13 protein-coding genes are annotated in these 14,316 nt (G+C 75.0%); 7 read left to right on the top strand and 6 right to left on the bottom strand.

Features of this window, described 5'->3' with window-relative positions:
• Positions 1 to 20: 20 nt before the first annotated feature.
• From FHS37_RS18680 to FHS37_RS18670, 3 genes are all read right to left on the bottom strand, one after another.
• The gene (locus FHS37_RS18680; protein ID WP_184822620.1) at positions 21 to 626 is read right to left on the bottom strand and encodes an Rv1733c family protein; all 606 of its coding nucleotides are present in this window, start codon (positions 624 to 626) and stop codon (positions 21 to 23) included.
• Positions 627 to 724: 98 nt separating this feature from the next.
• Positions 725 to 1,552 (bottom strand): MOSC domain-containing protein, encoded by an 828-nt coding sequence (locus FHS37_RS18675; RefSeq protein ID WP_184822618.1) that lies wholly within the window; start codon positions 1,550 to 1,552, stop codon positions 725 to 727.
• Positions 1,553 to 1,594: 42 nt separating this feature from the next.
• A complete protein-coding gene (locus FHS37_RS18670; protein WP_184822616.1) occupies positions 1,595 to 2,026 on the bottom strand; it encodes a DUF6643 family protein in 432 nt (143 codons plus the stop codon).
• Positions 2,027 to 2,325: 299 nt separating this feature from the next.
• Between FHS37_RS18670 and FHS37_RS18665 the strand changes: the two genes are divergently transcribed.
• Positions 2,326 to 3,606, top strand: coding sequence for a TerD family protein (locus FHS37_RS18665; RefSeq protein WP_184823239.1), 1,281 nt, complete (start codon positions 2,326 to 2,328; stop codon positions 3,604 to 3,606).
• A gap of 19 nt (positions 3,607 to 3,625) precedes the next feature.
• Here FHS37_RS18665 and FHS37_RS18660 read toward each other — a convergent pair whose 3' ends face one another.
• A complete protein-coding gene (locus tag FHS37_RS18660) occupies positions 3,626 to 4,816 on the bottom strand; it encodes a glycosyltransferase (protein ID WP_184822614.1) in 1,191 nt (396 codons plus the stop codon).
• Positions 4,817 to 4,855: 39 nt separating this feature from the next.
• Here FHS37_RS18660 and FHS37_RS18655 point away from each other — a divergent pair, with 39 nt between their 5' ends.
• Positions 4,856 to 5,641: a glutamate racemase gene (locus FHS37_RS18655; protein ID WP_184822612.1), complete on the top strand. Its 786-nt coding sequence runs from the start codon at positions 4,856 to 4,858 to the stop codon at positions 5,639 to 5,641.
• 109 nt (positions 5,642 to 5,750) lie between these two features.
• Positions 5,751 to 6,296, top strand: coding sequence for a hypothetical protein (locus tag FHS37_RS18650; RefSeq protein ID WP_184822610.1), 546 nt, complete (start codon positions 5,751 to 5,753; stop codon positions 6,294 to 6,296).
• A 37-nt stretch (positions 6,297 to 6,333) separates the two neighbouring features.
• On the opposite strand, the gene FHS37_RS18645 is transcribed toward FHS37_RS18650, so the two are convergent.
• Positions 6,334 to 7,452: an O-antigen ligase family protein gene (locus FHS37_RS18645; RefSeq protein ID WP_184822608.1), complete on the bottom strand. Its 1,119-nt coding sequence runs from the start codon at positions 7,450 to 7,452 to the stop codon at positions 6,334 to 6,336.
• Between the two features lie 250 nt (positions 7,453 to 7,702).
• Between FHS37_RS18645 and lnt the strand changes: the two genes are divergently transcribed.
• The 4 genes from lnt to FHS37_RS18625 all read left to right on the top strand — a co-directional run bounded on the left by lnt (position 7,703) and on the right by FHS37_RS18625 (position 12,778).
• Positions 7,703 to 9,316 (top strand): apolipoprotein N-acyltransferase, encoded by a 1,614-nt coding sequence (lnt, locus tag FHS37_RS18640; RefSeq protein ID WP_184822606.1) that lies wholly within the window; start codon positions 7,703 to 7,705, stop codon positions 9,314 to 9,316.
• Between the two features lie 64 nt (positions 9,317 to 9,380).
• Positions 9,381 to 9,860: an NUDIX hydrolase gene (locus FHS37_RS18635; RefSeq protein ID WP_184822603.1), complete on the top strand. Its 480-nt coding sequence runs from the start codon at positions 9,381 to 9,383 to the stop codon at positions 9,858 to 9,860.
• 54 nt (positions 9,861 to 9,914) lie between these two features.
• On the top strand, positions 9,915 to 10,715 hold the full coding sequence (locus tag FHS37_RS18630) for a 3-hydroxybutyrate dehydrogenase (RefSeq protein WP_184822601.1): 801 nt from the start codon (positions 9,915 to 9,917) through the stop codon (positions 10,713 to 10,715).
• 74 nt (positions 10,716 to 10,789) lie between these two features.
• Positions 10,790 to 12,778 (top strand): helix-turn-helix domain-containing protein, encoded by a 1,989-nt coding sequence (locus FHS37_RS18625; protein ID WP_184822599.1) that lies wholly within the window; start codon positions 10,790 to 10,792, stop codon positions 12,776 to 12,778.
• Between the two features lie 51 nt (positions 12,779 to 12,829).
• Here FHS37_RS18625 and FHS37_RS18620 read toward each other — a convergent pair whose 3' ends face one another.
• Positions 12,830 to 14,215, bottom strand: a complete 1,386-nt coding sequence (locus tag FHS37_RS18620) for an MFS transporter (RefSeq protein ID WP_184822597.1) — start codon at positions 14,213 to 14,215, stop codon at positions 12,830 to 12,832.
• Positions 14,216 to 14,316: the final 101 nt, after the last annotated feature.

The raw sequence follows: 14,316 nt of genomic DNA, 5'->3' as shown, positions 1-14,316 counted from the left end.
TGACCGGAGGCGGAACACCGTCAGTTGCCGGTGCCCGTCCTGCCCCAGTCCGGGCCCGCCTTGTCCCACGCCCGGTCCCAACGGGCGTACCGGCGGCGGACCATGCGCCAGACGATCAGCCGTCTGCCGCCCTCCACCAGGGCCGCGGCCACCAGGGCCGCGCCGAACCCGGCGAGCACGGCGTGCGTCGTCGCCGTCGCGGTGTCCAGCGGGCGGGCCACGACGCGCCCCCGCCCGTCGGTCCATATCCCGAAGCGGTCGCCCGGCCGCGGGTCTCTCAGACGCGTCGGCACCGGCCCGCTCCGCCCGGTGCCGTCCGGTGCGGTCCAGCGGGCGAGGACGCGGCTGCGCACGTCCTGGCCGGAGGAGCCCTCCGGGTCGGCGGCCGACGGGGACGGGCCGAGCGTGCGCACCACCGTGGCCGGCACCGGGTGCCGGGCCTGGTGCTGGGCGCGGACGGACCGCTGCAGCGCGTCCTGGGCGGCGCCGCCGACGAGGCAGCCGGCCACCGGGGCGACGACCAGGGCGAGCAGCAGCGCCGTGAGCGCCACCCAGGCCTCGGCCAGGTCGGTCCTGCGGCACAGCGGGTTGTGCCGCCAGCGCCAGAGTCCGCTGATCGCCCGCACCGCCCCCCCTGCCGTCCACCCGCTTCCTCATGGACCTCTCATGGGGGGCCAACGCGCGGGCCCGGGGCCCGGTTCCCGCCCGCGCGGGCGGGAACCGGCTACGCCAGGACCTCCACGGGGTCGCCGACGCGGAGCGTGCCGGTGGAGAGGGGCACCAGGTTCTGTCCGAAGACGAGCTTGCCGTCGGTCCGCCGGCGGGCGGCCAGCGTGTGCAGCGGCTCCCTCCCGCGCCGGGCGGTCTCCTGGTCGGTGGTCGTCACCACGCACCGGCCGCAGGGCTTCGCGACGCGGAAGGGGACCTCGCCGATGGTGATGCGCGTCCACGTGTCCTCGTCCCAGGGGGCGGTGCCCTCGACGACCACGTTCGGCCGGAAGCGGTTCATCGGCAGCGGGCCCTCGGCCGGGTGGTCGCCCTCCGCGATCAGGGAGTTGAGGCGGTCGAGCGAGGCGGTCGTGGTGAGCAGCAGCGGATAGCCGTCGGCGAAGGTGACGGTCTCGCCCGGCCGCGCGTACGCGGGGTCGACCGGCCGGCGCGTGGCCGGATCGTCCAGGTGCACGAGGCGTACGTCGATGCCGAGGTAGGCGCTGCACCAGGCGTGCACGGAGTCGTCCTCGGCCGGGACCGCCTCGACCTTGTCACGGAAGATCACCACCGGGACCGTCCTGCCGGGCCGGGGCACGGGCACCGTCACCGGCTCCGCCCCGGGCGCGGACAGCCGGACGCCGCCGTCGGGCAGCGGCTCGGCGGCGGCCAGCGCGAGGCGCGGCTGTTGGCGCTGGGTGACGACCTTTCCCCCGTCGTCGATCAGCATCCAGCGCCGGTCTCCGGCCGGCCCCCAGGGCTCCACGAGGACCTCCCGGAGCGGCAGGCTCCGGAAGGCCTTGACCGGATGAACGTGGATCGAGTGCAGGCGTGCGTTCCCCATGGGGCCATCGTGCCAGCCGGCACCGACGGCCCCCGGGTCGGCTCAGTACCCGCGGTACTGCTGCTGGTTGTGGTACGGGTCCTGGTACGGGGCCGGACCGGGCCGGGGAGCCGCGGGGCGCATCGCCTCGTAGCCGCCGGGGGCGGCCGGACGCGGTGGCTGCGGCTGGGGACCGGGGTAGCCGCGCGGCGCGGTGGCCTGCTGCGGGATGTACGCCGTGGGCGCCTGCTGGAGCGGGGCCGGCTGCGGCGCCTGCGGGTAGCCGTAGGCGGGCTGGGACGGGGCCGCCGGGAGGGCGGGCAACGCCGAGGGAAGCGCGGGCAGGTGGCTGGCCGGCGCGTCGTACGCGGCGGGGACCCGGATCGGGGCGATCTGCGGGGTGCCTCGCTCGGCCACGAGCGAGTCGTAGATCGGGGTCTCCGGGAAGGAGGCGGAGTAGTAGCCGCCACCATAAGTGGAGCGGGGGGAGGTCATGGCCATAAGTTAAGCCCACGATGTGCTGGTTGGGGAGACCGATAAGAGGGTTGTTTTCCGTGCCCGCCGTGACCGGGGATCCCCAATGTGAGTGAACTTGGGTAAAAGGGGCGTTCCGTCGGATGGATTTCGTGTAAAGGCCGAGTTCCGGGTGGGTTACCGACGGTTGGCCCCCCGGCCTTCGTGCGTTCCCCGTAGGAGCCCCCGCCCGCGGGGAATAGGTTGTGCGGACGAGAACCCGACGGATGCCGGGACACGACGGCCCGGCGCGGCGACCTGTGATGGGGGCGGACATGTCAATGCCGAAAGGATCGAACACACCGGTGCCGGCCACGGCACTGAGGGTGGAACTGGGCTGGCGCTCCGGTCCCGGCGTCCCCGACGCGGACGCCTCGGCGCTCCTGCTGGTCGGCGGGAAGGTCCGCTCCGACGACGACTTCGTCTTCTACAACCAGCCCGCCCACTCCTCCGGCGCCGTCCGCCACGAGGGCAAGCGGGACGCCGGCGGCCGGGTCACCGACACCCTGCTCGTCGACCTCACGCGCGTGGAGCCCGGCATCGAGACCGTGATCGTGGCCGCCTCCTCCGACGGCGGCGCCTTCGGACGGGTCCCGGACCTGTACATCGAGGTCAAGGACGCCGCGAACGGCACCGTGGCGGCCCGCTTCGACAGCACGGGGGCGACCAGCGAGACGGCGTTCGTGCTCGGGGAGTTCTACCGGCGCCAGGGCGCCTGGAAGTTCCGCGCCGTCGGCCAGGGCTACAGCAGCGGACTCGAGGGCCTGGCCACCGACTACGGCATCACCATCGACGAGCCGCAGCACACCGCCTCCGCCCCTCCGGCGGCCGCGGCGCCCCCGGTCGCCCCGCCCCCGGTGACCCGGCCGGCCGCCCCGCCGCCCGCGGCACCTCCCGCGCCGGCCCCCGCGCCCCCGCCCGTCCGGCTGACCAAGGTGACGCTCACCAAGGCGGCCCCCACCGTCTCGCTGACCAAACAGGGCGGCACCTCCGGAGCCCTGCACGTGAACCTCAACTGGCAGGTGCGCAAACAGTTCTCGGGATGGGCCGCCAAGCTGGGCCGCCCGGCCGCCATGCACGCCGACCTCGACCTCGACCTGTGCGCCCTGTACGAACTCACCGACGGCAGGAAAGGAGTCGTCCAGGCCCTCGGCGACGCCTTCGGGGCCCTGCACCAGCCGCCGTTCATCCACCTCGACGGGGACGACCGCACCGGTGCCGTGGCGACCGGCGAGAACCTCACCGTCAACCTCGACCACAAGCACCTCTTCCGGCGCATCCTGGTCTTCGTCACCATCTACGAGGGCGCCCGCTCCTTCGCCGACCTGCACGCCACGGTCACCCTCCAGCCGCAGCACGGCGCGCCGATCGACTTCTCGCTCGACGAGTGCACCGTCCCCTCCACGGTGTGCGCGCTCGCCCTGATCACCAACACCGGCGGCGGTGACCTCGTCGTCCGGCGCGAGGCCCGCTACCTGGTGCCCGAACGGGGCGTGAGCCCGCAGCGCACCGTCGACCACGCCTACGGCTGGGGCATGAACTGGACGCCCGGCCGGAAGTGAGCGGCGGGGGACCGTCCGGTCAGCCCTCGTCGGGCACGGCGTCCGGACGGGCGTAGGTGCGGCCCTTCCAGGCCGCACCGCGCCCCCGGTGGTGCCGCACCGCCGAGTCGACCGTCATCAGGAGGTACAGGAACGCGGTGAACGGCAGCAGGGGAGCGAGCCACGGCGGCTGCCGGTAGTAGCGGAGCATCGGGAGGTAGGTCCCCGTCATCACGAGCCAGGCCGCCCCGCCGAGGACCGCCGCGACCGGGTTCCCCGCCGCCCCGGCGATCACCGCCGCGGGCGGCACCAGGTACACCAGGGCCAGCCCGGCGACCGTACCGGCCAGCACCACCGGGTCGTGCCGCAGCTGCGCGTACGCGCTGCGCGCCACCATGTGCCACAGGTCGTGCAGCCGCGGGTACGGACGCACGCTGTCCGCCCGGTCCGCCAGCCCCAGCCAGACGCGCCCGCCGGCGCGCTTGACCGCCCGGGCCAGGGCCACGTCGTCGATGACGGCGTGCCGGATGGCGTCCGGGATCCGCGCCCGCGCGGCCGTGTCGGCGCGCAGCAGCACACAGCCGCCGGCCGCGGCGGCCGTCCGCGTCCCGTCCTTCCCGATCCGGCGGAACGGGTAGAGCTGCGCGAAGAAGTAGACGAAGGCCGGCACGACCAGTCGTTCCCAGAGGCTCTCCACCCGCAGCCGGGCCATCTGCGACACGACGTCGTACCCCCCGGTGCGCGCCGCCGCCACCAGCCGGCGCAGACCGTCCGGGGCGTGCGCGATGTCCGCGTCCGTCAGCAGCAGGTACTCGGGACCGCGCGCGCGTGCCAGGCCGATGCCGTGCCGCACCGCCCACAGCTTGCCGGTCCAGCCGGCGGGCGGCTCGCCCGGGGAGTCCACGGTGAGCGGCAGCCCGCCGGTCCGGCGCGCGAGCTCGCGCGCGAGCTCCCCGGTGCCGTCGGTACTGCCGTCGTCGACGAGGAAGACCTCGGCCCGCCCCGGGTACTCCTGGGCGAGCAGCGACGGCAGGCTCGCGGGCAGCACCGCCGCCTCGTCGCGCGCGGGGACGACGACGCACACCGACGGCCACGCCCCCGGGTCGCGCGACGGCGGGAGCCGCACATCCGTACGCCAGAAGAAGCCCTGGCAGAGCAGCAGCCACAGCCAGGCGGCGAGTGATCCGGCGGCGGTCCACACAACGGCGCTCACGTGCGCAGTCTGCCCCACGGAACCGGCCGGAAGCGGCCCATCGTCTATCGTGGCCGGGTGAAGATCGCGCTCATGGACTCCGGAATCGGCCTGCTGGCGGCCACCGCCGCGGTGCGGCGCCTGCGCCCCGACGCCGATCTCGTCCTCTCCCTCGACCCCGACGGCATGCCGTGGGGACCCAGGACGCCCGAGGACCTCACCGAGCGTGCCCTGGCCGTCGCCGAGGCGGCCGCCGCGCACCGGCCCGACGCGCTGATCGTCGGCTGCAACACCGCGACCGTGCACGCGCTCACCGCCCTGCGCGCCCGCCTCGAACCGGACCTGCCGGTCATCGGCACCGTCCCGGCGATCAAGCCCGCCGCGGCCGGCGGCGGACCGCTGGCCATCTGGGCCACGCCGGCCACGACCGGCAGCCCGTACCAGAAGGACCTGATCCAGAACTTCGCCGGCGGCGTGGCCGTCACCGAGGTGCCGTGCTGGGGGCTCGCCGAGGCCGTGGAACGGGCCGACGCGACGGCGATCGACGCCGCCGTCGCCGCGGCCGCCGAGCTCACTCCCGAGAACGTGACGGCCGTCGTCCTGGGCTGCACCCACTACGAACTGGTCGCCGAGCGCATCCGGGCCGCCGTGCAGCGCTCCGCCCACCCGCCGCTCGCCCTGCACGGCTCCGCCGGAGCGGTGGCCGCCCAGGCCCTGCGCCGCATCGGCGGGGAGCCCGCCCCCGAGGCCCCGGCGAGCGGCTCCCTGACGGTCCTGCTGAGCGGACGCGAGGGCGCGCTCCCCGCACCCGCCCTCACCTACGCGGAGGGCCGGCTGCTCCGGCAGGTCACCACCGCCGGGTGAACACCGCCGGGCCGGCCCGCGGAGGCCCCGGCCCGTCGCCCGCCCGGTCGGCCCAGTGACGCTGCGCTGCCCGGTCCCCGCGGAGCGGATCCTGAGTAACCTCGGACGTATGAGGGACCACCGCCACGGCGGTCACACCGCCTGCCCCGAGGTCTGGACCGGTCGCGCGACCAACCGCTACCAGTGGCTGCTGGCGCTGATCGGCGCGGCCTGCTTGGCGCTCGGCATCGCGCTGGCCGTCGGCTCCGCCTGGACGAGCGGTGTCGCACCCCTGGCCATGGCCGTCGTCGGGTGCATCGCCGCCGGGCTGCTCGTCCTGTTCGGCACCCTCGCCTTCGTGCACGTCGCGCTGCGGGTCCACGAGGACCACCTGGAAGTGCGCTGCGGCCACATGGGCGTGCCGCGCCGCCGCATCCTGCTCTCGCAGGTGGCCGGCGCGGAGTTCGCGCCGCTCGTCACCCCGCGCCACTGGGGCGGCTGGGGCTACCGCTGGCGGCCCGAGAAGGGCACGGCGGTCGTCGTACGCCGTGGTGAGGGCGTCGTGCTGCAGCTGTGGGACGGACACACCTTCACGGTCACCGTGGACGACGCGGAGGCGGCGGTGCACGTCATCCGCGACCGGCTCCGTCCCCGCAGACCGGGCGCGACGCACTGAACCGTGCCGGACCGCGGGAGCCGGTCGCGCACCGCGGTCATCCGGCGCCCGGCAGCGCCCGGTCCCCGCGCGGAGGCCGGTGGTCCCCGCGCGGAGGCGTCCGTCGCGTCGGCGCCGAGCACCGTGCCGCGTCGTCCGCGAACGGCCGGGCCGTCGCCAGTCCCGCCAGCAGACCGGCTCCCACGGACACCGCGGTGAAGCTCAGCGCGTTGCCCACCGCGGCGACGGCCGCGACGGCCGTCAGGGCCGCCCCCGCGGTGAGGACCACCGGTGTGGCGCGCGGACTGCGCCACAGCGCGTACAGCAGCCAGCCGAAGGCCAGCGCCAGCAGCACCACCCCGACGACGCCCTGCTCGGCCGCCAGCTGGAGCGGTGCGGAGTGGGGCTTCCCGTCGGACAGCGGCGACCGGACGGCCGTCGTGCTCAGCTCCCCGAAACGTCCCGGCCCCACCCCCAGTCCCGCGTGGTGACGGACCATGGCGAGCGCGTCCCGCCACAGGCCCACGCGGTGCGCCGTCAGCCGGCCCTCCAGCGAGGCGGCGAACCCCCGCGGCACGGCGCCGCCGGCCACCGCCCAGGTCAGCCCCGCCATCCCCGCGGCGGTCACGGCCAGGAAGGCGATGCCCGGCCCGCGGCGCCGCACGCGGCCCGCGGCGAGGGAGCACAGCAGCACCCCGGCGGCGGCGAAGCAGCCCGCGGCCGAGCCCAGCACGGCCGCGGTCACCGCGATCCCCACGGCCAGCAGGCGCAGCGCGAACCGTACGGTCCGGGCGGAGACCGCCCAGGCGGCGCAGCACGCGGCGCCGGCCGAGAGCGCCAGCATCGCGGCCGTGGCACCGAGGTGCCCCAGAGGAGCGGTGATCTGCGGACCCGGCGCCAGGTGCGGAACCGCCACCGTCAGGCCGACGCCGGCCAGGGCGCCGGCACAGGGCGCGGCCACCGGCAGCAGCGCTCCGCCGATCCGGCCGGCGGCGTAGCCCGCCGCCACGGCCAGGACCGCGAGCAGCATGCCCTCGGGGCGGCCGTTGCGGGCCGCCGCCGTGATCAGCGGCCAGGCCGCGCAGGCTCCCAGCACCACGACGCCCGCCGCGTCCGGACCGTTCCGTCTCTCGCCGTCCGTCTCCGGACCGGCACCAGCCGTCCCCGTGGAACCCATCCCGCACCCCGCACCGCGTCGCCCCCGACCTGTGACGGACCCCGGCCGCCGACGCCGCGACCGGCCGCACGACAGAGGCACCGGCACACCGTAACGGCTGGTGGTCGTTCGGGGGACGTGTGGTGACAAGTCCCGCGGAAACGATCCGGCGCGAACCGCGCCGCCCGTCGCCCCGACCGCGCCGTCCGGCCGCGCGGACCCCGGGCGGCCGTGCTGTCGGCCGCGACGGCACTCCCCGTAGACTCCCGGAGTGACCGTCACCGCAACCTCCGTCGGCGCGTCGGACCCGATGCCGCCGCAGACCGCGCCCACGGCGCGGGGCGGGCGGCTCGTCCGCCTCCTCCCGGCCGCCGCGGCCGCCCTCTCCGGCCTGCTCCTCTACGTCAGCTTCCCGCCGCGCACCCTGTGGTGGCTGGCCCTGCCCGCCTTCGCCGTCTTCGCCTGGGCGCTGCGCGGACGCGGCTGGAAGGCGGGACTCGGTCTCGGCTACCTCTTCGGCCTCGGCTTCCTGCTGCCCCTGCTGGTGTGGACCGGTGTGGAGGTCGGCCCCGGTCCGTGGATCGCCCTGGTGGCGATCGAGGCGATCTTCGTCGCGCTGGTCGGCGCGGGTGTCACCGTGGTGTCGAAACTGCCCGGATGGCCGGTGTGGGCGGCGGCCCTGTGGATCGCCGGCGAGGCGGCACGCGCGCGCGTGCCGTTCAGCGGCTTCCCCTGGGGCAAGATCGCGTTCGGCCAGGCGGACGGTGTCTTCCTGCCGCTCGCCGCGCTCGGCGGCACCCCGGTGCTCGGTTTCGCCGTCGTGCTGTGCGGCTTCGGCCTGTACGAGATCGTGCGGCTCGCCGTGCGGGCGCGCCGCACCGGTACCCTGCGCCGGGCCGCGGCGGTCGTCGGCGTGCTGAGCGTCGCCGTCCCGGTGGTCGCGGCCCTCGCGGCCCGGGCACTGGTCGGCGACAAGGCCGAGACCGGCACCGTGACCGTCGCCGTCATCCAGGGCAACGTGCCCCGCCTGGGGCTCGACTTCAACTCCCAGCGGCGCGCCGTCCTCGACTACCACGCGCGCGAGACCGAGCGCCTGGCCGCCGAGGTGGCGGCCGGCGAGGCCGAGCAGCCGGACATCGTGCTGTGGCCGGAGAACTCCTCCGACATCGACCCCTTCGTCAACCCCGACGCGCGCGCCGTCATCGACAAGGCGGCCAGGGCCATCGGCGCGCCCGTCTCGGTCGGCGGCGTGGTCGCCAGGGACGGCGAGCTGCTCAACGAGCAGATCCTCTGGGATCCGGTGAAGGGCCCCGTCGACACCTACGACAAGCGGCAGATCCAGCCGTTCGGCGAGTACCTCCCGCTGCGCTCGCTCGTCGGGGCGATCAACGAGGACTGGACGTCGATGGTCCGCCAGGACTTCAGCCGGGGCGACGAACCGGGCGTCTTCCGCATGGGCGGCGCCGGGGTCGGCCTGGTCACCTGCTACGAGGCCGCCTTCGACTGGGCCGTGCGCGACACGGTCACCGCCGGCGCCCAGCTGATCTCCGTGCCCAGCAACAACGCCACCTTCGGCCGCAGCGAGATGACCTACCAGCAGCTCGCCATGTCCCGCGTCCGCGCCGTCGAGCACAGCCGTGCCGTCACCGTTCCGGTGACCAGCGGCGTCAGCGCGGTCATCATGCCGGACGGACGGGTCACGCAGCGGACCGGCATGTTCGTCGCCGACTCCCTGGTGCAGGAGGTGCCGCTGCGCTCCTCGCAGACCCCCGCCACCCGCCTCGGCGTCCTCCCGGAGGTCGCCCTGGTGCTCGTCGCCGCGGGCGGACTCGGCTGGGCCGTCGCCGCCGGTGTGCGCGGGCGACGCGCCGGTGACGTGCGGTAGTACGCCCGCCGTACATCCCCGAAACGCCGGGGAGGGCCCTGACCGGCCGGTTAGGGTCGGGGGCATGGCTACTCCCGACTTCATCCGTACCCTGCGCGCCTCCGCCGGTCACCAGCTGCTGTGGCTCCCCGGAGTCACCGCGATCGTCTTCGACGAGGAGGACAGAGTGCTGCTGAACCGCCGGTCCGACACCCGCAGGTGGTCGGTGATCGGCGGCATCCCCGACCCGGGGGAGCAGCCCGCGGCCTGCGCGGTGCGGGAGGTCGAGGAGGAGACCGCGGTGCGCTGCGTCGCCGAGCGGGTCGTGCTGGTCCAGGCGCTGGAGCCGGTGACGTACGGCAACGGCGACGTCTGCCAGTACATGGACATCACCTTCCGTTGCCGGGCCGTCGGCGGGACGGCACGGGTCAACGACGACGAGTCGCTGGACGTCGGCTGGTTCGCCGTGGACGCGCTGCCGGAGCTGGACGAGTTCGGCCGCTTCCGGATCAAGCAGGCCATGGCGGACGCACCCACATGGTTCGACCCCACTGGAACCGGCTGAACTGTAGGGCGTGACCACATGGGGTGAGGGGCGGGTGCTGCCTAGGGTCGAGACATGACCGCGTCCCGTGCCCTCCCGGCCCCCCACGTCCCCCCGCTCGACCTCGGTGGCCGCACCGCCCTCGTCACCGGCGCCGCCGGCGGCATCGGCCGTGCCTGCGCGCTGCGGCTCGCGGCCGCCGGGGCCAAGGTGAGAGCCGTCGACCGGGACGCCGAAGGCCTGGAGGCGCTCGCCGAGGGGGCCCGCGGCCTCGGGGGCACCGTCGAGCCGCACGTCCTCGACCTCACCGACCTGGACGCCGCCGAGCTCGCCGCCGCCGGCACGGACGTGCTGGTCAACAACGCCGGACTGCAGCTCGTCCGCCCGATCGAGGAGTTCCCGCCCGACGTCTTCCACACGGTGCTCACCGTGATGCTGGAGGCACCGTTCCGGCTCATCCGCGGAGCCCTGCCCCACATGTACGGCCAGGGGTGGGGCCGTGTCGTCAACGTGTCCTCGGTCCACGGTCTGCGCGCCTCGGCCTACAAGTCCGCCTACGTGGCCGCCAAACACGGCCTGGAGGGCCTGTCCAAGACCACGGCCCTCGAGGGCGCCCCCCACGGCGTCACCTCGAACTGCGTGAACCCCGGTTATGTGCGCACCCCGCTGGTCGAGCGGCAGATCGCCGACCAGGCCCGTGCGCACGGCATCCCCGAGGAACGCGTCCTGTCCGAGGTGCTGCTGCAGGACAGCGCCGTCAAACGGCTCATCGAACCGGAGGAGGTCGCCGAGGCGGTGGCCTACCTGTGCGGCCCGCGGGCGTCCTTCGTGACCGGCACGTCCCTGGTCCTGGACGGAGGCTGGACCGCCCACTGAGGCGTCCGCCGACGCCCCGGCCGAGTTGTCCACAGGCCTGACGGAGCGGCCGTGGGATGAGGAATCCTGTGAGCATGTCCCGCGATCACGTGCAGTCCGCCGAGCGCGCCGCCCCCGGCGCCGTCACGCCGGACCGGGCACGCCCCGGCACCCGCTCCGCGTCCGGCAGCGCCGAGACGCCGTTCCTGGAACTGCTCGCCCGGGGCGCGCCCGCCGAGGCCTACGAGCAGCCGGTGCTGCTCGCCCGTGCCGAGGGGACGGCCGACGAGCGCGTCACCGCGCTCGAACAGGCCAAGCTGCTCGCCCTGCGCGTCCGCTCGGAACTGGAGGGCCGGCGCCGCAGGGAGGCCGAGCTGTCCGCGCTCTTCGAGACCGCCCACGACCTCGCCGGGCTGCGCGACCTGGACGCCGTGCTCCAGGCGATCGTGCAGCGCGCCCGCTCGCTGCTCGGCACCGACGTCGCCTACCTCAGCCTGAACGACCCGGTCAGGGGCGACACCTACATGCGGGTCACCGAGGGCTCGGTCGCCGCCCGCTTCCAGCAGCTGCGCCTCGGCATGGGGGAGGGGCTCGGCGGCCTGGTGGCCCAGACCGCCCGCCCCTACGTCACCGACGACTACTTCCGCGACGACCGCTTCCGGCACACCCACACCATCGACACCGGCGTGCGGGACGAGGGGCTCGTGGCCATCCTCGGGGTGCCCCTGATGCTCGGGCACCACGTCATCGGCGTCCTGTTCGCCGCCGACCGGCGGGCCCGGGTCTTCGAACGGGAGCAGATCGCCCTGCTCGGTTCCTTCGCCGCCCTCGCCGCGGCCGCCATCGACACCGCCAACCTGCTCGCCGAGACCCGCTCGGCACTCGCCGACCTGGAACGCGCCAACGAGATCATCCAGGACCGCAGCGGGGCCATCGAACGCGCCTCGGACGTCCACGACCGGCTGGCCGAGCTGGTCCTGCGCGGTGGCGGGGTGCACGACGTGGCCGCCGCCGTCTCCCAGGTCCTGGACGGCACGGTCGAGTTCACCGAGGCCGCGGCGGCGCCCGCCCAGGCCCTCGAGTCCTCGCGGGCGGAAGGACACGCGGTGCGGCACCGGGACGACTGGGTCGCCGCCGTGACCGCCGGGGACGAACTCCTCGGCGCCCTCGTCCTGCGCGGGCACCCCGGCCTCGACCCCGTCGACCAGCGCACGCTGGAGCGCGCGGCCATGGTCACCTCGCTGCTGCTGCTCGCCCGGCGCTCCGCCGCCGAGGCCGAGCAGCGCGTCCGCGGCGAGCTGCTCGACGACCTGCTCGATGCCCGCGACCGCGACCCGCGCCTGCTGCACGAGCGCGCGGCCCGGCTGCACGCCGACCTCGACGCCACCCACGTGGTGCTCGCGGCCCGGCTGGAGGGCGGCACCGCCGACGCGGACCAGGAGGCGGACGCCCGCAGACGCCTGTGGGCCGCGGCCTCGCACCTCGCGGCCACCCGGCAGGGCCTCGCCGCCGCCCGCGACGGCGGCACCGTCCTGCTGCTGCCCCTCGCCCCCGGGGACACCGCCACCGACCTGGCCCGCCGCACCGCCCGGCACCTGGGCACGGCCGTCCACGAGCCGGTCACCGTCGGCGCGTCCGCCCCGGTCGGGCGCCTCACCGCCCGCCCCGACACCGTGGCGGCGGCCTACGCGGAGGCCCGGCGCTGCCTCGACGCCCTGCGGCGGCTGGGCCGCTGCGGCGACGGCGCCGCCGCCGAGGACCTCGGCTTCCTGGGACTGCTGCTGGCCGGTGAACGGGACATCGCGGGCTTCGTCGACCGCACCATCGGCCAGGTCGTGGCGTACGACGAACGACGCGGCACCGAGCTGGTGCGCACCCTCGACGCGTACTTCGCCAGCGGCATGAGCCCCGCCCGCACCAAGGACGACCTGCACGTCCACGTGAACACCGTCGCCCAGCGCCTGGAACGCGTCGGCCGCCTCCTCGGCGAGGACTGGCAGAGCCCCGCCCGGGCGCTGGAGATCCAGCTCGCCCTGCGCCTGCACCGGCTGTCGGCGAAGACGCCGCCGTCCGCACCGCACTGACCCCCGTACGCGCGAGGCGCACGGGGGCCGGTGGCCCACGGGGTCAGGACATCAGACGGTGTGCGCGTCCCGCGCGGGCCGGATCCCGGCCGGCTCCCCCGCGTCACCGGACGGGGCGACCTCGGCCAGGTCCCGGTGCCGGGTCTCCTTGGCCGCCGCCACGGCGACGACCGTCAGCAGGCTCGCCGCGATGACGTACAGCGCGATCGGCGTGGAGCTGTCGTAGTCCGAGAGCAGCGCGGTGGCGATGAGCGGGGCCGGCGCACCCGCCGCGACGGAGGCGAACTGGGCGCCGATGGAAGCACCGGAGTAGCGCATCCGGGTCGCGAACATCTCGGAGAAGAAGGCGGCCTGCGGCGCGTACATGGCCCCGTGCAGCACCAGGCCCACGGTCACCGCGAGGAGCAGGCTCGCGAAGTCACCGGTGTCGATCAGTGCGAAGAACGGGAACATCCACAGCCCCACACCGACCGCGCCGATCAGATACACGGGACGGCGGCCGATCCGGTCCGACAGCGCGCCCCAGGCCGGGATGACGGCGAAGTGGAGGGCCGAGGCGACGAGCACCGAGTTGAGCGCGGTCTGCTTCGAGACGCCGGCCGAGGTGGTGGCGTACACGAGGATGAACGCGGTGATCACGTAGTAGCTGATGTTCTCCGCCATGCGCGCGCCCATCGCGACCAGCACGTCGCGCCAGTGGTGCCGCAGGACGGCCACGACCGGCATCCGTTCGGCGGCGGCGTCCGCCTTGCGGGCCTCGGCATGGGCCAGCGCCTGCTTGAACACGGGCGATTCATCGACGGAGAGACGAATCCACAGACCGACGATCACCAGCACGCCGGACAGCAGGAACGGGATCCGCCAGCCCCAGGAGCCGAACGCCGAGTCCGACAGGACGGCGGTCAGCAGGGCCAGCACTCCGGTGGCCAGCAACTGCCCCGCCGGCGCACCCGTCTGCGGCCACGAGGCCCAGAACCCGCGTCGTCGCGCGTCCCCGTGCTCGGACACCAGCAGCACGGCACCGCCCCACTCGCCGCCCAGTGCGAACCCCTGGACGAGCCGCAGCACGGTGAGCAGCACGGGCGCGGCACTGCCGATGGTGGCGTGCGTGGGCAGCAGCCCGATCGCGAAGGTGGCCCCGCCCATCAGCAGCAGGCTCAGCACCAGCAGCTTCTTGCGCCCGAGCCGGTCCCCGTAGTGCCCGAAGACCAGCGCACCCAGCGGCCGCGCGGCGAACCCGACGGCGTACGTCAGGAACGACAGCAGCGTGCCGACGAGCGGGTCGGAGTCCGGGAAGAACAACTCGTTGAAGACGAGCGCGGCGGCGGAGCCGTAGAGGAAGAAGTCGTACCACTCGATGGTGGTGCCGATGAGGGAGGCGGCGACGATGCGCTTGAGGTTGCCGGGGGGCGGGGGAGCGGTTGCTGGGGAGGCCATGTGCGCCACTTCCTCGTGTGCGGTGGGGACGGGTACGTGTCGGCACACCGTAGAAACACGCAGGTCAGGCGCACATGTGGCGGGGCCCCATAGTTCGGGGG

Origin of the sequence: Streptomyces griseomycini, from assembly GCF_014203535.1 — a bacterium.
Lineage (GTDB): Bacteria > Actinomycetota > Actinomycetes > Streptomycetales > Streptomycetaceae > Streptomyces > Streptomyces griseomycini.
Note: the sequence above shows the minus strand (reverse complement) of the source record. Positions and strands in the feature narration are given on the sequence as shown.